The following is a 24,371-nucleotide window of genomic DNA, read 5'->3' on the forward strand; positions in this document are numbered from 1 at the left end:
TTTGTTGGTGGGGCCTTTGGGGTTTTTTTTTTTTTTTTGTTTTTTGGGGGCCCGTTAAAAAAAAATAAAAAAATTCCCCCGCCGGGGGCATGCCCCTACGCCGATTACCGTCAGCCAAGCCAATTGCACCAATCACGGTTAACCCTACAACCGATCCAATGCCTCCCCACTGCGCTTGAACCAACCGATCAAATAATCGGCCAATACTTGGGTGCGCTTGGGCAAACCGCCCTGATACGGATGCACCAGATACATCGGCATGCTGCGGGTTTGATAATCACGCAGGAGCCAGCGTAAACGTCCATCAGCCAATTCCTCTTGCAACAGATAGGACGGCAAACGCGCAATGCCCGCACCGGTCAGTGCAGCTTTCTTCAAGAGGTTGTAATGGTTGCTGGCGAACGGACCCGACACTCGCACCCGCGTTAATTCGTGCTGTTGGTGGTAGAGCCATTCTTCGCGACCGCTGTAATGGCTGTTGAGCAGGCAGCGGTGTTCGGCCAGTGCCTGAGGCGTCAGCGGCTCACCGAATCGCTCAAGATACGCGGGGCTGGCACAGGTCATTTCGTGCCAGGCCAGCAGCGGTCGGGCGACCAGGCGTTCGTCGTTGGCCACTTCCGAGCGGATCGCCAAGTCAAACCCGTCCCGGGACAAGTCGCGGTAGTGGTTGTTGAGCTCCAGCTCGATCTGCACTTCGGGGTACTGCCGGGAAAATTCCAGCAGTGCGCCGTCAAAGAACGTTTCCCCCAATGAAACCGGCACCGTCATCCGCACAGGGCCAGCCATGTCGTCTTTCAGCCGCGCCAAGGCCTGACGCGCACGCTCCACTTGCACCACCAGTGCCTGGGCTTGCGGCAATAGCGCCGCACCCGCCGCCGTCAGGCTCAAGCGGCGAGTGGTTCGTTGCAGCAACACCACGCCAAAGCGTGTTTCCAACAGGCTGATGCGCTTGGAAAGTTGCCCTTTGCTGCAACCCAGTTGCTGGGCGGCCAGGGTGAAACTGCCCGCCTCAATCAATACCGCGAACGCCGCCAGGTCATCCATTTCGCTCATGAATTGTTTCCTTTTGAAAACCAAAGGTTGCCCATTAGCACGCTTATTAATAAAAAAAACCACACTAGACTTAACTTTAAATCCAACCCATTTAAGGAACAGCACGATGAAAATTCTGTTGATTGGCGCCTCTGGCACCGTCGGTTCGGCCATTGACCATGAACTGTCCCAGCGCCACAAAATCATTCGTATCGGCCGTAAAAGCGGTGATTTCCAGGTCGACATCAGTGACAGCGCCTCGATCCGCAAACTGTTCGAACAGACCGGCAACTTCGATGCGCTGATCTGCGCTGCCGGCAGTGTCAACTTCGTGCCGCTGGCCACCATGACCGAACAAGACTTCGAACTCGGCTTGCGCGACAAGCTGATGGGCCAGGTCAACCTGCTGCTGATCGGCCGGGAATTCGCCAATGACGGTGCGTCATTCACCTTCACCACCGGCATCCTCAGCCACGATCCGATTCGTACCGGCAGCTCCGCGTCCCTGGTCAACGGTGCCCTCGACGCCTTTGTTCGTGCGGCGGCGATCGAACTGCCACGCGGTCTGCGCATCAACTCGGTCAGCCCGAACGTGCTGGTCGAAGCCATGGGCAGCTATGCGCCGTACTTCCGTGGTTTCAAACCGGTTCCCGCCGCCGACGTGGCATTGGCCTACGCCAAAAGCGTGGAAGGCCTGCAGACCGGCCAGACCTACCGCGTCGGGTAAACCAGACTCGCCCACAGGAAAGCGAGAACAACGCAGGGTTGTGATGAACGGTCAGGCTGAGTAACGTGGCGACACTTGTCTGGAGACTCAAAGATGCGTGTTGCCCGTTCCCTGGTACTTGTTGCCCTGCTTCCGTTGTTCGCCGCTTGCCAATTGCTCGATGGCCCACGGCAAAGCGCTTCCCATGTGGGCCAGACCCGCATGCAGGGCCAATTGACGGCGGCCGACGGCAAGCTGCTGTTCCAGCCGTGTAATGAGCAGCGCAGTTTCGTGGTCAATGACATCGGTGGCACCAGCATCCTGCAAGAGGCCGCGACCCTGGCCGATGATCAGGGCAAGCTGTTCGCCGATGTGCGCGGCCGGATCGTTGCCAGTGGTGCTGACAGCCAACTCGACCTTACGCAGCTGTACCGCGTCGAGCGCTCGGGCACGGCGTGCGACGATCCCAATTTCAAGCAGCTGATCCTGCGCGCCGCCGGCCACGGCCCGGAGTGGAACGTCAAGGTCAGTGGCAAGGGCATGATCATCGACCGCGCTGGTCAGCCGCCCCTGGCCCTGCCGTACGTTGAAGAACAACTGGGCGATGGCCGCTTCAACCTCAGCACCGAAGCCAATAATCAGCGCATCGAGCTCTGGGTCGCGCCGCAACGTTGCGTCGACAGCAGCACCGGCAGCGTGCAGCACATGAGCGCCGAGTTGCGTATCGACGGCCAGGTGCAACGCGGCTGCGGGTATTTCGGCGGATCGCGTAACGACTGATCGTTTTAGCCTCACGGGAATCATCCTTTGAGGCTTATAATCGCGGGCTTCAAACGCCTTGGCGCAGTTGTGCGCCCCGCGAACCGGATCCCGCCATGTTACGAATCACCGAACTCAAGTTGCCGATCGACCATCCCGAAGAAGACCTGCGCCCTGCCATCGTGCAGCGCCTGGGCATCGCCAGTGATGACCTGCTCGATTTCACCTTGTTCAAGCGCAGCTACGATGCGCGCAAAAAGTCCTCCGAACTGTGCTTCATCTACACCATCGACCTCAACGTTCGCGATGAGGCGGCGGTGCTGCGTACATTCGCCGATGACCGTAACGTCAACGTGGCACCGGATGTCAGCTACAAAGTGGTCGGCCAGGCGCCGGCGGACCTGAGCCAGCGTCCGATCGTGGTCGGCTTCGGCCCGTGCGGGATCTTCGCCGGCCTGGTGCTGGCGCAGATGGGTTTCAAGCCGATCATCCTCGAACGCGGCACCGAAGTGCGCCAGCGCACCAAGGACACTTGGGGCCTGTGGCGCAAAAGTGTGCTCAACCCCGAATCCAATGTGCAATTCGGTGAAGGCGGCGCGGGGACGTTCTCCGACGGCAAGCTCTACAGCCAGATCAAGGACCCGAAATTCCTCGGTCGCAAGGTGCTGCACGAGTTCGTCAAGGCTGGCGCTCCGGAAGAAATCCTCTATGTCAGCAAGCCGCACATCGGGACGTTCCGTCTGACCGGTGTGGTGGAAAACATGCGTGAGCAGATTCGCGCCCTGGGTGGCGAAGTGCGCTTCCAGCAGCGGGTTACCGATGTGCTGATCGACGACGGCCAACTGGTGGGCGTCGAACTCCATGGCGGCGAACAGATCCATTCGAAGCACGTGATTCTGGCCCTCGGCCACAGCGCCCGGGACACCTTCCGCATGCTTCACGGCCGTGGCGTGTACATGGAAGCCAAGCCGTTCTCGGTGGGTTTCCGCATTGAGCACCCGCAGTCGCTGATCGACCGCGCGCGCCTGGGCAAATACGCCGGCCACCCGAAACTCGGCGCTGCCGATTACAAACTGGTGCACCACGCCAAGAACGGTCGTTCGGTCTACAGCTTCTGCATGTGCCCGGGCGGCACCGTGGTGGCAGCGACCTCCGAGCCGAATCGCGTGGTCACCAATGGCATGAGCCAATACTCGCGTAACGAACGCAACGCCAACTCCGGGATCGTCGTCGGCATCACCCCGGAAGTCGATTATCCGGGCGGCCCGCTGGCCGGCATCGAGTTGCAGGAACGCCTGGAATCCCACGCCTTTGTGCTGGGCGGCAGCAACTACGAAGCACCAGCGCAACTGGTCGGCGACTTCATTGCCGGCAAGCCCTCCACCGAATTGGGCAGCGTCGAGCCGTCTTACAAACCGGGCGTTGCCTTGGGCGATTTGGCCCTGGCCCTGCCGGCGTTCGCCATCGAAGCGATTCGCGAAGCCTTGCCGGCGTTCGAGAAGCAGATTCGTGGCTACTCGTTGCACGACGCCGTGTTGACCGGGATCGAAACGCGCACCTCTTCGCCGCTGCGGATTACCCGTAACGAGTCGATGCAGAGCCTTAACGTGAAGGGTTTGTTCCCGGCGGGTGAAGGCGCGGGTTATGCGGGCGGGATTCTGTCGGCGGGCGTCGATGGTATTCGGATTGCCGAAGCAGTGGCCCGAGACATTCTTGGGCTTGAGGCTTAAGCCTTAACATCAAAAGATCGCAGCCTTCGGCAGCTCCTACAGGGAGTTCACCATCCCACGTAGGAGCTGCCGAAGGCTGCGATCTTTTAGCTTTCCTCAGATATTGTCGCGCAACACGCTGGCCGGCAGCGGCTCTCCGCGCTCAACGCTGGCCGCCACGGCATCCATCAAATCACTCAACTCATACCCCTGGGCCTTGAGCCAGGCCTGATCGTAATAGGTGTCGGCATAGCGCTCGCCGCCATCGCACAGAATCGCCACGATCGACCCAGACTCCCCCGCCGTCGCCATCTGCTGGGCCGCCATCAAGGCGCCGATCAGGTTGGTCCCGCTCGATCCGCCAACCCGTCGCCCCAAACGTTGCGCCAGATAATGCATGGCCGCCAGCGACAACGCGTCCGGCACCTTGACCATTGCATCGATGACTTTGGGCAAGAACGACGCTTCCACCCGCGGCCGGCCAATGCCTTCAATCCGTGAACCATGATCGAGGCGCAGACTGGCGTCGCCGGTCTTGTAGTAATCGAAAAATACCGAACGCTCGGCATCGGCGCACAGCACACGGGTGCAATGCTGGCGATAGCGCACGTAACGGCCCAGCGTCGCGGTGGTGCCGCCGGTGCCAGGGCTGGAAATCAGCCAGCTCGGCTCCGGGTGCTGCTCGAAGCGCATCTGATGGAAGATCGATTCGGCGATGTTGTTGTTCGCTCGCCAGTCGGTGGCGCGTTCGGCGTAGGTGAACTGGTCGATGAAATGCCCATCGTGTTCGTGAGCCAGGCGTTCGGACTCAGCGTAAATCTGCGTCGGATCGTCCACCAGATGGCTCTTGCCACCGTAGAAAGCGATTTGCGCGATCTTTTCCTTGGACGTGCTCGCAGGCATCACCGCAATGAACGGCAAACCCAGCAAACGGGCGAAGTACGCCTCGGAAATAGCCGTCGAACCGCTGGAGGCTTCGATCACCGGCGCACCGGGTTTGAGCCAGCCATTACACAGCGCATAGAGGAACAACGAGCGCGCCAGCCGATGTTTCAGGCTGCCGGTGGGATGACTCGACTCATCCTTGAAGTACAACTCGATGCCCGGCAACCCCGGCAGCTGCAAGGGGATCAGGTGGGTGTCGGCGCTGCGCTGGAAGTCGGCTTCGATGATCCGGATGGCTTCGCGGGACCACTGTCGGTTGTCGCTCATGGTGGTTTTCTCGTTGAATCAGGCAAGAGTTGGCCTTGTCGCAAGGCTCAGCCCACAAGCTTAGGAAAAAACCTACACCACGCACAGATACAGCTGAGGTCCAATACGTCCGGCAACTGCTAGGCTCAGGCCTTTGCTGACCGCCCACGTTGTAACGACATATAACAAAAAAGAATATAACTTTTGTTTTAACAACTAACAGTACGGGTTAGGGTGTGTCACCTTTTGAATTCATCGATGGAGAGCGACCTTGCCTCTGCGTAGCACGTTCACGCGTTTCTTTCAGTTGGAAGCTGCCAGCGGTCTGTTATTGATCGCCGCGGCTGTCCTCGCCCTGATCATCAACAACTCATCGCTGTCGTGGCTCTATAGCGGTCTGCTGGACACCCCCGTGGTGGCGCAGATCGGCGCGCTGAAGATCGCCAAGCCGCTGCTGCTGTGGATCAACGACGGCCTGATGGCCCTGTTCTTCCTGTTGATCGGCCTGGAAGTGAAGCGCGAAGTCCTCGACGGCCAACTGTCGAAACCCTCGCAAATCGTCCTGCCGGGCGCAGCGGCGATTGGCGGCATGGTGGTGCCGGCGCTGATCTACTGGTTCCTCAACCGCGACAACCCGACCGCACTGAGTGGCTGGGCCATCCCGACGGCCACCGACATTGCCTTCGCCCTCGGCGTACTGGCCCTGCTGGGTAAACGCGTGCCGGTGTCGCTGAAACTGTTCCTGATGACCCTGGCGATCATCGATGACCTTGGCGCAATCATCATCATTGCGATCTTCTATTCCGGCGCTCTGTCGACCCTGTCCCTGGCGCTGGCCGCGGCCTGCATCGCGGCCTTGATCGGAATGAACCGACTTGGTGTGGTGAAACTCGGGCCGTACATGATCATCGGGCTGATCCTTTGGGTCTGCGTACTCAAGAGCGGCGTGCATGCGACGCTGGCGGGTGTGACCCTGGCCTTCTGCATTCCACTGCGCACGAAAAACGCCGAGCCTTCGCCGCTGCTGACCCTGGAGCATGCCCTGCATCCGTGGGTGGCCTACGGCATCCTGCCGCTGTTCGCCTTCGCCAACGCTGGCTTGTCCCTGAGCGGTGTGACCGTCGAAAGCTTCACCCACCATGTGCCGATGGGCATCGCCGTCGGCCTGCTGCTGGGCAAGACGGTCGGTGTTTTCGGCCTGACCTGGCTGGCGGTAAAAATCGGCATCGCCGCCCTGCCCCAAGGCGCCAACTGGGGCCAGATCATGGGGGTGGCGATCCTCTGCGGTATCGGCTTCACCATGAGTTTGTTTGTCGGCTCCCTGGCCTTCGTGCCCGGCGCCAGTGAATATGCCGGGATGGACCGCATGGGTATTCTGACCGGCTCGATCCTGGCGGCATTGATCGGTTATGCAGTGACGGCGGCGGCGAGTCGCAAGAGCGCTGCACTGCCGGCCCTGAAACCCAGAGAACAATCCCTGTAATCTTCAGGATTCGTCCTACAGCCACGATTAGTCGCGTTCGTTAACGTCGTGCAGCCCCTCTATCAGGGGTTGCCGATGGACGAGCAAAAGGACAATCAGTGGCTGGCAACAAGGACATCCCACGGGTGCAAAACCCACCGTCAGGTGACGGGCATCACGTCACTCACCGATTCATGACGGCCACCGAACTGGCCGAGCGTGATGCCAGACAAACCGCCTACGACGCCATGCTCGCAAGGCAGCAAGCCTTCGAAGACAACCTTCAAGTCGCAGCGAGAAAGGACAACGTTGTCCGCGCGGGATGCGTGTTCGCCAAGTCCTGCAAACTGCCCGATGCAATCATCGACTACACGAACACCTCCGGCGTTGTTCCGACCGACAGCCTGAAAGACTACGGCGAACTGATTCTACTCGGCGCTCGTGAGGCCGATGAAACCGGTGTGGTGCCGCTGAAGAAAATCAGTGGCACCGCCATCCCTGCAGGTTTCGGCAGCTTCGCCCTGGGTGGCTCAGCGTTCGCCGCATTACCCACCGTCGCCGCCAGCACCGCTGCGGCTACCTTGGCAGGCCTGGTGGCCCTGGTCATACCGTCAAGCCTTGGCGACAGCTCGCTCTACACCGAAGAACAACTGCGATCCCTCAAACAGGCCCGCACTCGCGTGCGTCTGCGGGTCGAGCAACAGGCTGATGGCAGTCTCAAGGGATACGGTTTTTACACTGGCAAAAACCGCGATTGGGAAATGGTTGATGTCGTGCAATTCAGCTTGCGCGGCAGTCAGCAAGTGGCTGATCTCGGGGACGGCGTTGAGCTGATCTGGACGCCGGCCGAGGACGGCTCAAGCACCCTCGGCATCCCCGCTTTGGAAGCTGCGCCACAAGCGCCGCACATCTGGGTTTACCCGCCGACGAAGGCAGCTGACAGCATCATCGTGAACCCGGTTTATCCACCTGAGTACAAGGATTTCATTCTTGTGTTTCCGGCGGATTCGGGGGTGTTGCCGGTTTATATTGTGGTGAGTGTTGCGGACCACAAATATCATCCGGCGCCAAACGGGCTTACCGCTTTTCCTGATGCCACACCGGCAAAACAGAAGACTCGGGTCAAAGGTAGAGGCACCCGAATGCGCTGGAGGACGGCTGAAGGGCGAATTCTAGAATGGGATTATCAGCATGGAGCAGTAGAAATGTATGACAAACGAGGTCGCCATCTGGGTGAGTTTGACGCTGAAACAGGTAATCAAAACAAGCCGGCGGATCCGAAAAGAAGGATAGAACCGTGAACCACGTAATTTATGCTTTTGATAAAGAAACAGAAGCGCTGATATTCGAAGTGCCTGTCCCGGCAGACGGCATTGCACAGCTGAGGGCGATAATGAGTTGGACTGAGGCTGAAGAAGAAATCTATGGCTATGACCTTGATTCCCAGCAGATAACAAAACTGGAAACATTAGTCGGTCGATCATTTTACGATCCACAATACGATTTTCAGCTCGGTTGTTATGCAAGCAAGTAAATGCTCTGGTTCAACTCCACAGCCAAAAAGAAAACCCCGACCAGCTCACCTGATCGGGGTTTTCTTTAACCCTACATTCCCGCTTAGTGCGAAACGCGGCTGGTCCCACCCACAGTGGAAATCCGCACACGCTCACCCACACGGAACACTTCGTTTGGCTGAACTTCCTGCACGTAGGCGCGCATGCTGCCATCGTCTTCGCGCACGGTGATTTCAACGCCTTGAGTACGGGTCAGGCCTTCTTCGGCAGCCGAGCCCACCAGGCCACCCGCTACAGCGCCGATGACCGCTGCAACGATGCTGCCGCGACCGCCGCCGACGGCGCTACCGCCGACACCACCCACGACTGCGCCGGCAGCGCTGCCGATTGGGGTTTTTGTGCCTTCGATTTTCACCGGACGCAAGGCTTCGATGGTGCCCATGCGAATCGTCTGCACGCGACGCGCTTCGTCACGGGAGTAGGAGTCACCGGTCAGGCTCGATTGGCAACCGGAGAGCAACATCGCCATCGTGGAAAAGGAAGCAACCAGCAAAACAGACTTACGCATAGCATCAAACTCCATAGGACAGGTATCCATTAAAACCCGCAGCTTGACGCCTGTCACGGCATCGCCCGGATAAAATTGGTTTCATTCAGGCCTGGTACAGGCACTTTTCGAACTCACCACAGTAGCGTCAAATTACAAAATCTGCGCCGCTGACCCAAGGATTATCATGGATTACTTCATCATTGTCGTCACGACCATCGCCGGTTTGTATTTCCATTGGTGGTTGTACGTGCGGATAAAACGCTGGGTGGACCGCGATCTAGCGTTGTCACTGGCGGGTAAAGACCAACAAAAAAGAGCCTTCATGCTCCAGCAATTGGCGAACGCTCAAGCGCAGAAGATCAAGCGTCGGGACCTGCCACAGTGGCTTGAGGCCGCTGCGGCAGGGTATCCCGATCGGTAGACCGTTTACGGGGCCAGGCGCTCACGCACCCAGTCGGCGCCCTGCAATCGGTAGTTGAGGCGATCGTGCAGACGGCTCGGACGGCCCTGCCAGAATTCGATGCGCTCCGGTAGCAAGCGATAACCGCCCCAGTGTTCAGGACAGTGAGGCTGAGTGTCGCTGAAACGCTGCTCGGTGTCCTTGAGCAGCGCTTCCAGTTCGGCGCGATCGGCGATCACCCGGCTCTGGGGCGACGCCCAGGCACCGAGACGACTGCCCAGAGGACGAACCTGATAGTAGGCGTCGGACTCTTCAGGCGTGACCTTCACCACCCGCCCCTCGATGCGCACCTGGCGCTCCAGGGCCGGCCAGAAGAACGTCATGGCCGCAAATGGATTGGCTGCCAATTGCTGACCCTTGTCGCTCTCGTAGTTGGTGAAGAACGTAAAGCCCTGCTCGTCCAGGCCCTTGAGCAGCAGAATGCGGCAATGCGGCCGACCGTCCTGGTCGACGGTGGCCAGCGTCATGGCATTCGCCTCCACCGGCACCTGCTCGGTTTTCACCGCATCGGCGAACCACTGATGAAACAGCGCAAACGGCTCGGCCGGGGCTTGCGCCTCGGTCAGGCCATCTCGGGTGTAGTCGCGACGCATATCTGCCAAGGGCCGGGTCATGGCGCATTCCTTTTGGTTAACGAATCACTTCTTTGTGGCATCGGTGGCGGTGGCGCTCTTCGAATCGACAGCGGCTTTGGCTGGCGCGGTCTTTTTCGCGGGTGCCTTTTTGGCTGGAGCCTTGGCTGCCACCTTCTTGGCCGGTGCCTTTTTCTTCGACGAGGCAGCCGTTTTTTTCGCAGCCGGTTCCGTGGTCACAGGCTTGGCCACTGGCTTGACGTCTTGCGCGACGACTTTGGTTACCGGTGCCGGAGCCGGCATATTGTACTTGCTCAGCAGCGCGGCCATGGTGTTTTGCGGCGTCAACAACAGCTCGACGCGACGGTTCAAGGCACGACCTTCAGCACTGTCGTTGGCGGCACGCGGTGCCTCACCGCCCATGCCGCGCAGCATCAGGCGATCACGCTGCAGACCGCTGAGACGGAAAATCGCTGCCACCGCCTGGGCGCGCTCCTGGCTCAGTTTCACGTTGGCCGGTGCGGCACCCGACGTATCACTGTGACCGAGTACCAGCACGGCAGTCTTTGGATCGGCTTCGAGGATTTTCGCCACACGGGTGAACGGAGCGAGGGTCACCGGCAGCAGCATGGCCGGGCGGTCAGGGTTGAACGAGCCTTCTACCGGAGCTGTGACGACCAGCACGTTTTCACGGCGCTCGAGTTGCAGGTTGCTGCCCTTGACCGCCTCGCGCAGGCGCGGTTCGTAGTCGTCGAGCCAGGCTTGGGTAACTTTCGGATCGGGCATCGGCACGGCTGCTTTGGCGGTGCTGGTGCTCTGCTCCTTGCCGCCGAACGGCCACCACCATTTGCCACCGGTATCGGCTTCAGCCTTGGCGACGGGTGCTGCGGCAGCAGGTTTCAGGGGCGCCGGGGCCGGGGCGGGTTCTTTAGTCGCGACCTTGTCGGAAGAGCCGAACGGCCACCAACTGCTGCCACCTGCGGCATCATTTTGTGGGGTTTGTGCACAACCGGTGATAGCGAAGCACAGGGCCAGGGCGAGGGTTTTATTGGACGACATTGGGTATCCACAAAATGAGGTAATTAAAAGTCAGACCGGGTTGACCCCGGCCAAAACTGACGCTTTGAAACCACAAAAGCTTTCGGGTTCCGGCCCTGGCCCCCTTAAGCGTGATTTACAGACAAGTGGCCAGTACGCGCACAAGTTTTTGGGCTCGTGGATCCATCAAGACGTACGGCCCCAGGGTATTTGTCACAAAGCCGAAGGCCACATCATGCTCCGGATCAGCAAAACCGATGGAGCCACCAGCGCCCGGGTGACCGAACGCGCGAGGGCCGAGGCCATAGGTGGCGTTGGGGACGTCCGGTTGATCGAGCATGCAACCCAGGCCGAAGCGGGTCCGGGTCAATAAAGTCTTGTCTTCGCCAACGCTGTGTTCGCGGGTCAGCTCGTCGAGCATTTCGCTTTCCAGCAGGCTGCCATCAAGCAGTCCGGCGTAGAAACCGGCCAGGCTGCGGGCGTTGCCGTGGCCATTGGCGGCCGGCTGCTGCATGCGCCGCCATTCCGGCTTGTTGGTGCTGGTCATGATCGACGGCGGGTTGGTGAAGGCCCGAGTGGTCATGGCCGTCGGTTCGCGCATGGTCACCTGCAGCAAGCGCTGGGCCGCGGCATCGCCGACGTTGCCTTTACCACGGGCAATGTGCGCCACACGATGGAACTCTTTGTCGGCAAGGCCGACGTGGAAATCCAGCCCCAAAGGCTTGGCGACCCGCGCCACGATGGACTCGCCCGGCCCACGACCGTCGGCACGACGCAGCAATTCACCGACCAGCCAGCCATAGGTGATCGCCGCATAACCGTGACCTTCGCCCGGCGTCCACCACGGCGCTTCGGCGGCCAGGGCATCGACCATGGTCTGCCAGTCGTAAAGCGCTTCGGGGGGCAGCAACTCGCGCAGGGCCGGCAGTCCGGCCTGATGGCAGAGCAAGTGGCGCAGCGTCACGGATTCTTTACCGGCGGCGGCAAACTCAGGCCAGTAGCGGGCGACCGGGGCATCGAGTTGCAGCTTGCCTTCAGCCACCAATTGCAGCGCCGTCACGGCGGTGAAGGTTTTGGTGCAGGAGAACAGGTTGGCGATGGTATCGCTGTGCCAGGCCTCATGGCCGTCCTTGTCGGCGGTACCGGCCCAAAGGTCGAGGACGGTTTCACCACCGATCCGGATGCACAACGCCGCGCCGCGTTCCTGAGGATCGTCGAACAGCGCTGCAAACGCTTCACGCACCGCTTCGAACTTAAGCTCGTAATGACCCTGAATCTGCACCCGCAACTCTCCCGGATAAACGCTCTACAAAGTGGCCCGCATTGTTCCAGCCCTTGAGGGATTTGGGAACAGGGTTGGGCCGGGTGGTCGCCCGGTTATGGAAATGCCACAGACATCAACAATGCAATCCCCGTGGCGAGGGGGCTTGCCCCCGTTCGACTGCGAAGCGGTCGCAAAAACCTGTATTCGCGGTGCATCTGTAAGCATGGGGGCCGCTTCGCGGCCCAACGGGGGCAAGCCCCCTCGCCACAGGTCGATCAGGAATCAATGGCCATTAGCAGAATGCCCACCCGCATGCCCAGCGCCCTTGCCCGGGCCTTTGCCTGCCTCGCCTTTCCTGCCGCCCTCGACATCGTGACTGGCTTTATCCGCCTCAGCGCTGGCCTTCTCCGCCTCTTTGCCAAGCTGATCGATGATCTGCACATTGCTTTTACGCACACTGTCGACAAAGCCCTGGAACGGCAAATCGGTAATGCCCACCAGACCGAAGTGCCCGTTCTCGCCATCCAGCAGACGACCGGTCACCGGTTGATCGAGGTACTGGAACCAGTGCACCCCGACAATCGACGGTTCGCTCATCGCCTGTTTGAGGAAGTGGGCATAAGCCGGGCCACGATCTTCTTCCTTCGCCAGTTGCGTCACGCCGCCCCAGAACGGGCCGCGATCTGCCGAGCCGAAATTGAATTCGGTGATCAGCACGGGTTTGTCCAGGCTGTGCAGTTTGGCGAAGTCGTAACCGTCCTGGGGTTGCAGGGTGTACATGTTGAAGCTCAACACGTCGCAGTATTGCGCGCAGGACTCGACCGCTTCGGGGGTGCTGATGGCAAAGCGGCCACCCAGCAGCAACTGGTTCGGCGCGTGCCATTTGAGCGAGTCGGAAACGGTCTTGAAGTAGGTGTCGGCGAAGACCTTCTGGAAGTATTTGAAGTCGGCTTCGATTTCCGGGTGTTCGGCGTTCGGCTCCGGCGGCACGAAGCCCGGGTCTTCCATCAATTCCCAGGCCGGCAGATCAATGCCCCAGGCTTTCGACAACCCCGCCTGGTTGCGGTACTTGTCGCGCAGTTGCTTGAGGAAGGCGCGTTTGGCCGGCACGTCGGTGGTCATTTTCAAGGTGCCGTAGGCCAGCGCATAGCGGGCCTTCGGGTCGTCGCCGGGACCGGCCCAGGCCAGTTCGTTGTCGGCGAAGTAACCGATCAACCACGGATCATCGCGATGGTCGCGGGCGGCGATGGCCACGGCGCGTTCGGTGGCCATGGCGAAACGTGGATCGAACGGGTCGGGCATACCGCCCCACCAATCGGTGCCAGTGCTGATGCTGGCGTAATCACCGACGATCGACAGCGGCAAGGTGTACGGCACACGGTCAGCGTTACCCAACACCGGTGCGCTCCAGTTGCCTAGGGTGTTGAAACCCCAGGCTTGCAGGCGATCGAGGGTATGACTGGCCCAGCGTTGTTCGTTGAAAGTCACTTTGCAGGGTTCGACAGTGGCCTTATCGACCGTCGCCTCAACCGCCTCGACCTTGGCTGCTTCGGCAACACCGGCCTTGGTGTCGCTGCCCGGCGCGCAAGGGTCGCCATACAGACGTTGCAGGTTGGCGCCATAGAAATCGTACCAACGACCGGCGTTGTAGGCTCGGCCCTGATCAACACCATTGCCGCCACGGTTGTCGCCTTCGCCATAGTGGCTGGCCAAGGCTTCGTCGGGTTTGGGCAGGGACTCGAACATCCACTCGCGCCCGGCGACGTAAGTCTGGTTGACGCTCGGGGTCACGGTGTTGACGCCGAGGGAATAGAACGGATGCCCCTCCGGAGTCACCAGGTACCAGCGACCATCACGCTTTTCGGTGCGGAAAAAGCCGCTGGCCTTGAACACCGGACCTTTGTTCAAGCCGCCGAACTTGTCCAGAGGCGCCTTCTCGCGCTCCGCCAGCCAGGTTTTCAGTTGTTGCTGCTCTTTGCCAGCGGCGGATTTCAGTTGTTCGTCGCTGCTGATCTTCTCCGGCCATTTGGCCCGGATCGATTGACCGTAAGCGTCCACCAGACCGCCATAAGCGGCTTTGGTCACGGCCTCGCCGTCCTGCACGCCGAAGCGCTCGAGCAGAATGCTTTGCGCAACTTTCGGCTGATCCATCGACAAGGTCACCGACACCACCTGGCTGCGGTCCAGCTCACCGGTACTGCTGGCCAGCAATACACGCTGCCCTTCGAAATTGATCGGCATCGGTGGGCCGGCTTTCATGCCCTGGCTCAGCGGTGAACTCGGCTGCAGCGGTACCAACAAGGTCTGCGCCGGGCCGGCCGGCAGGTCGACACGGCTGACCAGCGTCTTGCCGTCGTTACTCTGGATTTTCACGTACAAGGTCACGGCCCAGTTCATCGCGCTCTGGATCCGCAGGCTCATGACGCCCGACTGCGACCAATCCCAGGCACCGGTCTGTGGTGTCAGGCGCAAGGTAGGCTGGGCAGTCGGGTTGAAGGTCACGCGACGCAACACTTCGCCTTCGGCCGTTTGCTCCGCATTGGATTGCGGCAGGCTGGCGTCCTGGGTCGCCACCTGAACCACGTCGGCGGGACGCACAAAGTTGAACAGCGTCTGCTGGCCGGCAGGGGCCGCCAGCAAAGGGGCTGCGAACATCAAGGCAAAAACAGCGGGCAACGAACGGCGAATCATAAGAACGTGGTTCTCCCTAACGACCATCAATGGGCCAGTGGAAAGGCAGTGGCAGTGAGGTAGACAACGCGGTGGGCAAATTTGCCCACCGGCGCATCAGGAAATTTCACGACGAAATGGCGGCAACGCATTGAGAATAGCTTTGCCGTAGCGCTGCGTGACCAAACGACGGTCAAGCAAGGTGATGGTGCCGCGGTCTTCTTCGGTTCGCAGCAGGCGACCGCAGGCCTGGACCAGTTTCAGCGAGGCATCCGGCACGGAGATTTCCATGAACGGATTGCCGCCACGAGCCTCGATCCACTCAGCCAGCGCGGCTTCGACCGGATCGTCAGGCACCGAGAATGGAATCTTGGCGATCACCACGTGTTCGCAGTAGGCGCCGGGCAAATCCACACCTTCGGCAAAACTCGCCAGGCCGAACAGCACGCTGGAATCCCCGCCATCGACCCGCGCCTTGTGCTTGTTCAGGGTTTCCTGCTTCGACAGGTTGCCTTGAATGAACACTTGCTTGCGCCAGTCGCGATCCAGCCCGTCGAACACATCCTGCATCTGTTTGCGCGAGGAGAACAGCACCAGGGTGCCACGGGAGCCCTCGACCAGTTCCGGCAAGTCGCGAATGATCGCCGCCGTGTGAGCCGGCGCATCGCGCGGGTCGGCTTTCAGGTCCGGCACCCGCAGCACACCAGCGTCGGCATGATGGAACGGGCTCGGGACCACGGCGGTCACGGCGGTTTTCGGCAGGCCGGCGCGCATGCGGAAACGATCGAAGGTGCCAAGAGCGGTCAGGGTCGCCGAGGTCACCAGCGCCCCGTAAGCCACGTTCCACAAGTTGCGCCGGAGCATTTCCGCCGCGAGGATCGGGCTGGCATTGACCTCGATGTCGAACAGCGAACCGCTTTCGGCCAGCGTCAGCCAACGGGCCATGGGCGGGTTGTCTTCCGGGTCTTCGACGGTGAAGGCGGTCCACAACTCCCAGTTGCCCGAAGAACGCGACAGCAGGCTACCGAACAGTGGATACCACTCTTCGGCCTGGTTACTGGCGATGCCGATGTTGACCTCGCCATCCATGCCTTCCTTGAGCAGTTCGGTGAGCCGGGTGAACAGATCGGTCAGCCGGGAGAAGCCCTTTTTCAGCTCGATGCCCATTTCGCGCATGTGTTCGGGAATCACCCCGCCGACGAAGCGGTGACGCGGTCGCTCGCGACCTTCGACGTCTTCGCCAGGCTTGAAGTCGGCAACCTGCTCACAGGCACTGAACATGAACTGCTGCTGGGTCTTGATCTCCCGGGCCAGTTCCGGCACTTGCTCGATCAACTTGCCCAGATCCCCCGGCAGCGGGTGTTGGGCGAGCAATTTGGTGAGGTTCTTGGCGGTGCTCTCCAGCCAGTCGGCGGTGGAGCGCAGACGTGTGTAATGGGCGAAGTGGCCGATGGCCTTGTCCGGCAGGTGATGGCCTTCGTCGAACACGTAGATCGTATCGCGCGGGTCCGGCAGAACCGCGCCGCCGCCCAGGGCCAGGTCGGCCAGGACCATATCGTGGTTGGTGACGATCACATCGACCTTGCCCATGCCTTCGCGGGCCTTGTAGAAGGCACACTGGCCGAAGTTCGGGCAATGACGGTTGGTGCACTGGCTGTGATCAGTGGTCAGGCGCGCCCAGTCGGCGTCTTCGAGCGCGGTGGACCAACTGTCGCGGTCGCCGTCCCACTTATTGCCGGCGAGCTTCTCGATCATGCTGGTGAACAGCTTCTGACTGGCCTCATCGACCTCGATCTTGAAGCCTTCTTCTTCGAACAGCTGCGCGGTGGCGGTTTGCGCATGACCTTCCTGGAGCAACATGTCGAGCTTGGACAGGCACATGTAGCGCCCCCGGCCCTTGGCCAGGGCGAAGCTGAAATTCAACCCGCTGTTGCGCATCAGGTCGGGCAAATCCTTGTAGACGATCTGCTCTTGCAGGGCCACCGTGGCCGTGGCGATCACTAGACGCTTGCCGGCGGCCTTGGCAGCGGGGATCGCCGCCAGGCTGTAGGCCACGGTTTTGCCGGTACCGGTGCCGGCTTCCACCGCGACAATCGCGGGGTCGCCACTGCGCCGGCCTTCGTCGTCGGTGTCGATGTCACCGAGGACTTTGGCGATTTCGGCGATCATCAGGCGTTGGCCGTAGCGCGGCTTGAGGCTCTTGGCTTCGAGAAAACGCGAGTAGGCGCCCTGGATCGTGGTTTTTAGTTCGGTGCTGATCATGGATTGTCGGGCGCAAAAACGCTGGATAAATTTTCAGTAGTTGGGATCGGCCGCTATCATACCCCGCTAATTAATCCCGCGCAGAACGGAGTACCCCAATGACACCTTTTGGCATCGTTTATACCCTGCATGTCCTGTCCGCCCTGGTATGGGTCGGCGGCATGTTTTTCGCCTGGATGGTCCTGCGCCCCGCGGCGATGAAGGCGCTGGAAGGCCCTGCCCGGTTGAAGCTGTGGGTAGAAGTGTTTCAAGGTTTTTTCCGCTGGGTCTGGGTCGCGGTGGTGCTTTTGCCGATCAGCGGTGTGGGCATGATTCATTTGCAGTTCGCCGGGTTCGAAGCGGCGCCGCGGTATGTGCAGGTGATGATGGGATTGTATGTGGTGATGACCGCGTTGTTTATCCGGATTCAGGCGTTGCTGCTGCCGGAACTGCGCACGGCGGTAACGGCTCAGGATTGGCCGACGGGCGCGGCGACGCTGGGCAAGATTCGCCGGTTGGTGGGGATTAACCTGATGGTCGGGTTGGCGCTGGTGGCGATTGCTGCGGCTCGGCCGATGTTCTAAGGCGAATCGTGGTGACGGGCTTGCCTGTGAGAATGGCTTGTCCGTGGCGAGGGGGCTTGCCCCCGTTCGGCTGCGAAGCAGTCGTAAACCAGTCACTGCGTTCATTTTTGAACTGGTTTTGGGGCCGCTTTGCGACCCAACGGGGGCAAGCCCCCTCGCCACAGAAGCTCCAACACCACAGAATAATTTGTGCGTTCTTACAACCGCTGAATGCTCACCGAACCTGCCGCTCCAGCAGGCCCTGGCTGGCCGTCGACACCGGGGCGACCGTTCTTGCCGCCATCGGCTTTATAGACAATGCAGCCCTTGGCCTTGCCGCCCGCCCCCGGTTTGCCACCCGGTCCGGCCGCGCCACCGACTCCGCCCGCCACCTCGACCTTGATCTGCTCCGCCGGATACTCACGCGGCACTTCCAGCCGAACCAGCGCCCCCGGTGCACCAGGCTGGCCGTCGCTGCCGTCACTGCCATCAAAACCGTGACCGGCCTGACCCCAGGTGCAACCCGGTGCTTGACCGTTGGCCCCGTCGAGGCCGACAAAACCCGGGGCACCCGCGCCACCGCGAGCGTCTACCAACAATTGCGGCGCTTTCAGCGCTTTGATCTGCAAATTCAGATTGCGCCCGGAGCGGGCAGCCTTGAGATAAGTCCCGGGGGCGCCCCGCGCGGTGATCTGGCTGCCTTCAGCCAATTCGGCCCGGCTGACCTTCAACGCCAGAGCCTGTTCGCTCGGCACAATGGCGATCCGCGCTTCGCGTCCCAGGTGCAGCTCGCCGACCGTCACTTCGGTCACGTTCGAGGGAATCAGCAAGGTGCCGTAATCGGCGACTTCCAGTCGTTCCAGTTGCAGGGAACTGGCGGTGTTGGGCAAACGCATCAGCGAGTTGGTTTCAACACTCACCACCTGAGCGCAGGCCAATGGGCTGATGAGTGCGGCGAGCAGACAGAGTTTACGCATGGGAAGCCTTCGCAGTGGCCGGGGCCGGAATGGTTTGCAGGTGGAAAACGCCGAAAAAGACAATTTTCAGGCGATCACGCCAGGGGTGGGCTCGACCTTTGAGGCTGCGATTGCAGAACACCAGCTCCAGAAGATGAGCCAGCGCCAACAGGCTGCCAGCCAGATCGACCAACAGGTGCAGTGGACGAACAAACGGTATGAGCAGATTGACCAGCACCACCAACCAGAACAGCAGGGTCAACAACTTCCCCAGCCCCCAAAACACCTTCATACGCTCCCCCGTCGAGAATTATTATTTGCACGCACAGTAACGGCTTACACGCGGGATAAGCCAGAGGGCAACGGAAAATTCTTCCGAAAGGCATCGAATGGCCGCCGGATCAACCTTGACGATCATCCGACGGCTCTATCACGGGCCTCTTGATCACGGAGCCTAGCGATTGATGTGCAACTCCACACGACGGTTTTTTGCCCGCCCTTCTTCCGTATCATTGTCAGCCACCGGCTGGGTTTCACCCCGTCCTTCGCTGGTGAGTTTGTTCGGCGCCAGCCCCCGGCTCAACAGGTAGGCCGCCACGCTGCTGGCACGACGTTCCGACAGTTTCTGGTTATAGGCGTCCGAACCCTGACTGTCGGTATGGCCGACGACCTTGACGCTCACCACATCGGCACTCTGCAATTTGGGCATCAACGAATCCAGCTCGCTGCGTGCCTCGGGCGTCAGGTCGGATTTGTTGTACGCGAACAACACATTACTGCTCAGCGTGATGACTTCGGATACCGGCGGTTCAGCAGGTTTTACGCTGGCCGGATATTGCGGTAGCGGGCAACCGCGATGATCGACAGGTGTATTGGCAGGCGTATCGGGGCAACGATCGCGCCGATCGAAAACACCGTCACCGTCCTCGTCGCCATCCTGGGCGTAACAGACCAAGCCACCGGTCAAGATACCGAGCGCCGCTCCACCTGCCGCCCAACCGCCACTTTCGATCGCGCCCAGACCGCCGCCAACCAGTCCGCCAATGACACTGCAGATCGGCCAGGTACGTTGATTCAAGGGGGCGGTGCCATCGCTGTGAGTCGCGCAGCCGGTCAGAAGACTGCCAAGCAGTAGAACCGGCAAGACGGTCCTTGTGAGAACGCTCATTGTGAATGCTCCTGTGTCACCGGCCCATACCGGTCACACAGGAGTAAAGACCCGCATCCGCGACTGCACAAGCCGCGGAATACAAGGGGGTTAGCGGTCGATTTTGATTTCCGTACGCCGATTCAGCGCACGGCCTTCAGCGGTTTTGTTATCGGCCACAGGCTGGCTTTCACCTGCACCGGTCACAGACACGAAACTGCTGCGTGGCACGCCTTGGGAAATCAGGTACTCCACCACCGAATGGGCGCGTTTGTCCGACAGTTTCTGGTTGTATTTATCGCTGCCGACGCTGTCGGTATGACCGGTCACGGTCAACCGGGCGCTGGCGGATTCCTGTTTCAGACGCGTGGCGACGGTGTTGAGTACCTCTTTATCGGAAGGGGTGAGCTTGGACGAGTCGAACTGGAAGTGAACATCACGGATAACGATGACTTCTTCCTTGACCACCGCCTTCTCTTCGACCACCGGCGCAGGCGCGGGTGGAGGGCAGCCGTCGGCATCGACTCGCACGCCTCTCGGTGTGTGCGGGCACTTGTCGCGGCTATCCGGCACGCCATCGCCGTCTTCGTCGCCATCGCCATGCACCCAGCAATAAGCCGCTGCCGTGCCGCCGACCAGCAGTGCGCCATACCCCGCCCATGAAGAGCTCTCTGTCGCACCGAGCCCTGCACCGACGACACCACCGACCGCAGCACAGGTCGGCCAGTCGGTTTTCTGCAAACCTGCGCAACCAGTCAACACACTGGTTAGCAGAACCAAAGGTAATGCTGTCCGAACTATGCTCATCTAGTTTTCTCCTGAGGGATCGGCTAATAACCGATTTCAAGGAGTAAAGACCGGACTTTTAATCTCCGCCAGCAATAGGCCATTGCTGTTTTGCCTTGTGTTCACGGAAGATCGGCGCTTTTTTGCTTAAACACGCTCGACAAGACACGTTAATCTTGGCGTTCTGATTGAGGATCTTCGATGACTGCAAGTATTTCTTCGCGCACGCCCCAGCAGGCGTTGGCCGCTTTGCTTGATCGTTACGCCCCGACGCGTCTGTTGCTGATTGGCGCCAGTGAGTTCCCCGCGCTCGAGGCATTCAAACTCGCGCACCCGGACAGCATCGTGGCTTTTGCCGCACCCGGAGCATTGCCGGCCGAACTGGCGGCGCAGCGGTTTGATCTGGCGCTGGTGGTCGATTGCCTCGAACACTTGCCCAAGCGCGACGGCCTGAATCTGCTCGGCGGGATCCGCAACCTCAATGCCAGTCGCATTGCGGTGCTTGCCGACTTGCCCGCCAGCGGTTGGCAGGAGACGGATTTTTTCTCCCTGGCCCTGCAAGCCAGCGAACGCTTCCAGCGCGACGATCAAGTGTTGACGTTGTTTACCTACGATCTGCTTGACTACAAACAGGTGCCCGACTGGCTCAACTCACGCTTCTGGGCCAATCCGGAAAACTTCGGGAAATACTGGTGGTAATGCAATGAGTACATCCATTTGCCCTTGCGGCAGCGGCACGCTGCTCGATGCCTGCTGCGGTCATTACCATGCCGGCCATCCGGCCCCCAGCGCCGAAGTCCTGATGCGTTCGCGCTACAGCGCCTATGTGCTGGGGCTGGTCGACTATCTGGTGGCTACCACCCTGCCCGCGCAACAGGCCGGCCTGGATCGCCAGTCGATCAGCGACTGGAGCGCCCAAAGCACCTGGCTGGGCCTGGAAGTGGAAGGCGCCGAGGTCTTCGGCGGCCAGCCGGAGCACGCCTTCGTCACCTTCACCGCTCGCTGGCACGACGGCAGCGGCGAACACAGCCACCGCGAACGTTCGTCATTCGTGCAGAACGCCGGCCACTGGTACTTCATCGACCCTACGGTGCCGCTCAAGGCCGGGCGCAACGATGCGTGCCCGTGCGCCAGCGGGCAGAAGTTCAAGAAGTGCTGCGCGAGTTATTTCGGCGCTTGAGGTGCCCCCTGTAGCAGCTGCCAAAAGCTGCGTTCGGCCGTAGCAGCTGTCGAGCCTGCGAGGCTGCGTTCGACTGCGCAGCAGTCGTCAAACCAGAACTTGCGGTGCCTCAGGCACACCGCGTCAGCCGGATTCACGACGGCGGCGGCGCCGAACGCAGCCTCGCCAGGGCTCGACAGCTGCTACAGCTGCTACAGCGAACGCAGGCTCGGCAGCTGCTACAAAGGGAGAAACACGACCATGATCACCGGACGACTCGCGCTCTATCTGTTCTTGCTGCTTCTGTTTTCAGGACTCAGCGGCTGCGCTTCATGGTTCAGCAACGACTTGCCAGACCCACAAGTGCATCTGGTCAAGGTCGAGGTGGTCCGGGCCAAGTTGCTGGAGCAGAAATTCCTGCTGCATTTTCGCGTCGACAACCCCAATGACGAAGACCTGACGGTGCGTGCCCTGGAATATCGCATTCACCTGGGGGACATCCTGTTGACCGAAGGCGAGCACGAACATTGGTTCACCGTCGGCCCCAAGCACAGCGCCTACTTCAAGGTGCCGATCCGCACCAACCTGTGGCCCAGGGTTCGGGACGTGGTGAAACTGCTGAAAAAACCCGAGCAACCGATTCCCTATCGTCTGGAAGGAACGCTTGAAACCGGTTTATTCATCGCGCACTACGTGCACCTGGCGCGCAATGGCGTGATAATCGCCGCCGATTTAATTCCGGAGTGACCCCGATGACCCAGCAACCCCACGTCCATGGCCCTGACTGCAACCACGATCATGACCATCACGACCACCATGATCACGACCATGGCCATGTCCACGGCCCAAACTGCGGCCACGCCCACCAGGAACCGGTGCGCAACGCTCTAAAAGACGTCGGCCGCAACGACCCTTGCCCCTGCGGCAACGGCAAGAAATTCAAGAAGTGCCACGGGGCTTGAGGCTTCGGGCGGATAACTTCTTCGCCTGTTGAATCGCCAATCCTTGTAGGAGCGAGCACCGCTCGCTCCTACAAGTTTTCAGTCGATCATGAGAATGTTCGCGGCGCTGACGACCGTCGCATATTCCCCATGCAGATTCCCCAGCGACATCGCATGCACTTCTTCAGCTGAATGGGCATTACCGAAAAAGTCCGCCTTGTCGAAGGTAAAGCACGCATCCTCCACAACCCACGCCTCAAACCCCAGATTCCCAGCCGTTCGCGCCGTGGATTCCACCGAGTTGTGCGTCGCCACGCCAACGATGATCAACTGATCGATCCCCGCCCCGCGCAAACTCGCTTCCAGCCCTGTCGAGCAAAACGCATCCGGCACTTGTTTCTGTATCAGCCACTCACCGATCGATGGCTGGAAGCGCTCCTGAAACTCCACCCCCGATTGCTGCGGCCAGAACACCGAATCCACAGAGCGGGACAGGTGCTGCACATGAATCACCGGCCGCCCGGTGCGACGCCAATGCCCCAATAACTCCAGGATGCGCTCTTCGGCCTGAGGGTTGTTTCGCCGGCCCAATTTGGGATGCAGGATGCCTTTTTGTTGATCGATGATGATCAGCGCCGCGTTTGTCTTAAGCTCCATGCCGACTTTTCTCATGCGAGGTCATTGAATTTCCCGCACTTCAGCATCACCTCCTCCTACTGGCAAGCCATCAAACGCAAACAGGACGACCTAATGCCGGCGGTCGCTGTCCGAACCTGACGATGTCTCTTGATTTGGAGTACTTCATGATCGACCTGTATTACTGGACCACCCCCAACGGCCACAAGATTTCGCTATTCCTGGAAGAAGCCGGCCTGCCCTACAACGTTTACCCGATCAATATCAGCCAGAACGAGCAGTTCAAACCCGACTTCCTGAAAATCTCGCCAAACAACAAAATCCCGGCCATCGTCGATCATGAGCCGGCCGATGGCGGTGCACCGTTGTCGCTGTTTGAGTCGGGGGCGATTCTTCAGTACCTGGCGGAGAAAACCGGCAAGTTTTTGCCCAAGGACCTGCGCGGGCGCCAGCAAGCGCTGCAATGGCTGTTCTGGCAGATGGGCGGCCTGGGGCCGATGGCCGGGCAGAATCATCACTTCAGCCGGTTCGCGCCGGAGAAAATCCCTTACGCGATCAAGCGCTACATCGACGAAACCGCCCGCCTCTATGGGGTGCTCGACAAGCAACTGGCGAACCATGACTTTGTCGCCGGCAGCGAATACAGCATTGCCGACATGGCGATCTACCCGTGGATCGTTTCTCACAAGTGGCAAAGCCAGAACCTGGAAGACTTCCCTAACGTGCTGCGCTGGTTCAACCACATCCAGGACCGCCCGGCGACGGTGAAGGCGTACGCGCTGGTGGCCAAGGTCAACCCGCCGAAATCCTGAGCAAACACAAACTCTCAGGTATTCACAAAGCCTGTGGCGAGGGAGCTTGCTCCCGCTGGAGTGCGCAGCGCTCCCGACCCCGACACATCGGAAACCGAGTGGCTGGTTTGCGACCGCTTCGCAGCCGAGCGGGAGCAAGCTCCCTCGCCACAAAGGCCCTCATCGCCTTTGGATTTGTGGTTTATCAGACATTTTCTGAAATA

General features: G+C 60.3%; 26 protein-coding genes. 13 read left to right on the forward strand and 13 right to left on the reverse strand.

The window, feature by feature from the left end:
- Positions 1-144 precede the first annotated feature (144 nt).
- Positions 145-1,053, reverse strand: a complete 909-nt coding sequence (locus tag ACCC96_RS25790) for a LysR family transcriptional regulator (protein WP_019647889.1) — start codon at positions 1,051-1,053, stop codon at positions 145-147.
- 106 nt (positions 1,054-1,159) lie between these two features.
- Here ACCC96_RS25790 and ACCC96_RS25795 point away from each other — a divergent pair, with 106 nt between their 5' ends.
- The 3 genes from ACCC96_RS25795 to ACCC96_RS25805 all read left to right on the forward strand — a co-directional run bounded on the left by ACCC96_RS25795 (position 1,160) and on the right by ACCC96_RS25805 (position 4,227).
- Entirely contained in the window at positions 1,160-1,759 is a 600-nt protein-coding gene (locus tag ACCC96_RS25795) for a short chain dehydrogenase (RefSeq protein ID WP_258670973.1), read from the forward strand.
- A gap of 93 nt (positions 1,760-1,852) precedes the next feature.
- The gene (locus ACCC96_RS25800) at positions 1,853-2,518 is read left to right on the forward strand and encodes a COG3650 family protein (protein ID WP_096479626.1); all 666 of its coding nucleotides are present in this window, start codon (positions 1,853-1,855) and stop codon (positions 2,516-2,518) included.
- A gap of 95 nt (positions 2,519-2,613) precedes the next feature.
- Positions 2,614-4,227, forward strand: coding sequence for an NAD(P)/FAD-dependent oxidoreductase (locus ACCC96_RS25805; protein WP_018926906.1), 1,614 nt, complete (start codon positions 2,614-2,616; stop codon positions 4,225-4,227).
- A gap of 96 nt (positions 4,228-4,323) precedes the next feature.
- Here ACCC96_RS25805 and ACCC96_RS25810 read toward each other — a convergent pair whose 3' ends face one another.
- On the reverse strand, positions 4,324-5,418 hold the full coding sequence (locus tag ACCC96_RS25810) for a PLP-dependent cysteine synthase family protein (RefSeq protein ID WP_413697285.1): 1,095 nt from the start codon (positions 5,416-5,418) through the stop codon (positions 4,324-4,326).
- Positions 5,419-5,668: 250 nt separating this feature from the next.
- Here ACCC96_RS25810 and nhaA point away from each other — a divergent pair, with 250 nt between their 5' ends.
- The 3 genes from nhaA to ACCC96_RS25825 all read left to right on the forward strand — a co-directional run bounded on the left by nhaA (position 5,669) and on the right by ACCC96_RS25825 (position 8,393).
- The gene (nhaA, locus tag ACCC96_RS25815; RefSeq protein WP_413697286.1) at positions 5,669-6,880 is read left to right on the forward strand and encodes a Na+/H+ antiporter NhaA; all 1,212 of its coding nucleotides are present in this window, start codon (positions 5,669-5,671) and stop codon (positions 6,878-6,880) included.
- Between the two features lie 98 nt (positions 6,881-6,978).
- Positions 6,979-8,160: an S-type pyocin domain-containing protein gene (locus ACCC96_RS25820; RefSeq protein ID WP_413697287.1), complete on the forward strand. Its 1,182-nt coding sequence runs from the start codon at positions 6,979-6,981 to the stop codon at positions 8,158-8,160.
- Positions 8,157-8,393, forward strand: coding sequence for a hypothetical protein (locus ACCC96_RS25825; protein WP_413697288.1), 237 nt, complete (start codon positions 8,157-8,159; stop codon positions 8,391-8,393). Before ACCC96_RS25820 ends, ACCC96_RS25825 begins: the two co-directional genes overlap by 4 nt.
- An 83-nt stretch (positions 8,394-8,476) precedes the next feature.
- On the opposite strand, the gene ACCC96_RS25830 is transcribed toward ACCC96_RS25825, so the two are convergent.
- Positions 8,477-8,941, reverse strand: a complete 465-nt coding sequence (locus ACCC96_RS25830; RefSeq protein WP_019647884.1) for a glycine zipper 2TM domain-containing protein — start codon at positions 8,939-8,941, stop codon at positions 8,477-8,479.
- Positions 8,942-9,107: 166 nt separating this feature from the next.
- Here ACCC96_RS25830 and ACCC96_RS25835 point away from each other — a divergent pair, with 166 nt between their 5' ends.
- Positions 9,108-9,344, forward strand: coding sequence for a hypothetical protein (locus ACCC96_RS25835; protein WP_258670989.1), 237 nt, complete (start codon positions 9,108-9,110; stop codon positions 9,342-9,344).
- A 5-nt stretch (positions 9,345-9,349) separates the two neighbouring features.
- Here the strand turns inward: ACCC96_RS25835 and pdxH are convergent, their stop codons facing one another.
- The 5 genes from pdxH to dinG all read right to left on the reverse strand — a co-directional run bounded on the left by pdxH (position 9,350) and on the right by dinG (position 17,189).
- The gene (gene pdxH / locus ACCC96_RS25840; RefSeq protein ID WP_007935906.1) at positions 9,350-9,997 is read right to left on the reverse strand and encodes a pyridoxamine 5'-phosphate oxidase; all 648 of its coding nucleotides are present in this window, start codon (positions 9,995-9,997) and stop codon (positions 9,350-9,352) included.
- A gap of 24 nt (positions 9,998-10,021) precedes the next feature.
- Positions 10,022-11,014 carry an OmpA family protein gene (locus ACCC96_RS25845; protein ID WP_413697289.1) on the reverse strand — a complete coding sequence of 331 codons (993 nt, stop codon included), beginning with the start codon at positions 11,012-11,014 and terminating at the stop codon, positions 10,022-10,024.
- A 115-nt stretch (positions 11,015-11,129) separates the two neighbouring features.
- Positions 11,130-12,275 carry a serine hydrolase domain-containing protein gene (locus ACCC96_RS25850; RefSeq protein ID WP_258670995.1) on the reverse strand — a complete coding sequence of 382 codons (1,146 nt, stop codon included), beginning with the start codon at positions 12,273-12,275 and terminating at the stop codon, positions 11,130-11,132.
- Between the two features lie 264 nt (positions 12,276-12,539).
- Positions 12,540-14,948, reverse strand: coding sequence for a beta-galactosidase (locus ACCC96_RS25855; RefSeq protein ID WP_413697290.1), 2,409 nt, complete (start codon positions 14,946-14,948; stop codon positions 12,540-12,542).
- A gap of 96 nt (positions 14,949-15,044) precedes the next feature.
- On the reverse strand, positions 15,045-17,189 hold the full coding sequence (gene dinG / locus ACCC96_RS25860; protein WP_413697291.1) for an ATP-dependent DNA helicase DinG: 2,145 nt from the start codon (positions 17,187-17,189) through the stop codon (positions 15,045-15,047).
- Between the two features lie 98 nt (positions 17,190-17,287).
- Here dinG and ACCC96_RS25865 point away from each other — a divergent pair, with 98 nt between their 5' ends.
- On the forward strand, positions 17,288-17,752 hold the full coding sequence (locus tag ACCC96_RS25865) for a CopD family protein (RefSeq protein ID WP_258671000.1): 465 nt from the start codon (positions 17,288-17,290) through the stop codon (positions 17,750-17,752).
- A gap of 197 nt (positions 17,753-17,949) precedes the next feature.
- Here ACCC96_RS25865 and ACCC96_RS25870 read toward each other — a convergent pair whose 3' ends face one another.
- The 4 genes from ACCC96_RS25870 to ACCC96_RS25885 form a co-directional block, all read right to left on the reverse strand.
- Positions 17,950-18,708, reverse strand: a complete 759-nt coding sequence (locus ACCC96_RS25870; protein WP_413697292.1) for a collagen-like protein — start codon at positions 18,706-18,708, stop codon at positions 17,950-17,952.
- A complete protein-coding gene (locus ACCC96_RS25875; protein WP_018926919.1) occupies positions 18,701-18,979 on the reverse strand; it encodes a DUF1145 domain-containing protein in 279 nt (92 codons plus the stop codon). The genes ACCC96_RS25870 and ACCC96_RS25875 overlap by 8 nt, the downstream gene beginning before the upstream one ends.
- A 162-nt stretch (positions 18,980-19,141) precedes the next feature.
- Positions 19,142-19,855, reverse strand: coding sequence for an OmpA family protein (locus tag ACCC96_RS25880; protein WP_258671003.1), 714 nt, complete (start codon positions 19,853-19,855; stop codon positions 19,142-19,144).
- A gap of 90 nt (positions 19,856-19,945) precedes the next feature.
- Positions 19,946-20,641: an OmpA family protein gene (locus ACCC96_RS25885; RefSeq protein ID WP_258671004.1), complete on the reverse strand. Its 696-nt coding sequence runs from the start codon at positions 20,639-20,641 to the stop codon at positions 19,946-19,948.
- Between the two features lie 180 nt (positions 20,642-20,821).
- Here ACCC96_RS25885 and ACCC96_RS25890 point away from each other — a divergent pair, with 180 nt between their 5' ends.
- From ACCC96_RS25890 to ACCC96_RS25905, 4 genes are all read left to right on the forward strand, one after another.
- Entirely contained in the window at positions 20,822-21,319 is a 498-nt protein-coding gene (locus ACCC96_RS25890; protein ID WP_018926922.1) for a DUF6231 family protein, read from the forward strand.
- A gap of 4 nt (positions 21,320-21,323) precedes the next feature.
- The gene (locus ACCC96_RS25895) at positions 21,324-21,800 is read left to right on the forward strand and encodes a YchJ family protein (protein ID WP_413697293.1); all 477 of its coding nucleotides are present in this window, start codon (positions 21,324-21,326) and stop codon (positions 21,798-21,800) included.
- A gap of 240 nt (positions 21,801-22,040) precedes the next feature.
- Positions 22,041-22,526 (forward strand): LEA type 2 family protein, encoded by a 486-nt coding sequence (locus ACCC96_RS25900; protein WP_413697294.1) that lies wholly within the window; start codon positions 22,041-22,043, stop codon positions 22,524-22,526.
- Between the two features lie 5 nt (positions 22,527-22,531).
- Entirely contained in the window at positions 22,532-22,741 is a 210-nt protein-coding gene (locus ACCC96_RS25905) for an SEC-C metal-binding domain-containing protein (RefSeq protein ID WP_007906737.1), read from the forward strand.
- Between the two features lie 78 nt (positions 22,742-22,819).
- On the opposite strand, the gene ACCC96_RS25910 is transcribed toward ACCC96_RS25905, so the two are convergent.
- On the reverse strand, positions 22,820-23,377 hold the full coding sequence (locus ACCC96_RS25910; protein WP_413697295.1) for a cysteine hydrolase family protein: 558 nt from the start codon (positions 23,375-23,377) through the stop codon (positions 22,820-22,822).
- A gap of 146 nt (positions 23,378-23,523) precedes the next feature.
- Here ACCC96_RS25910 and ACCC96_RS25915 point away from each other — a divergent pair, with 146 nt between their 5' ends.
- The gene (locus ACCC96_RS25915) at positions 23,524-24,168 is read left to right on the forward strand and encodes a glutathione S-transferase N-terminal domain-containing protein (RefSeq protein WP_413697303.1); all 645 of its coding nucleotides are present in this window, start codon (positions 23,524-23,526) and stop codon (positions 24,166-24,168) included.
- Positions 24,169-24,371 lie beyond the last annotated feature (203 nt).

The organism is Pseudomonas sp. Pseusp11 (assembly GCF_047304405.1).
Taxonomy (GTDB): Bacteria; Pseudomonadota; Gammaproteobacteria; order Pseudomonadales; family Pseudomonadaceae; genus Aquipseudomonas.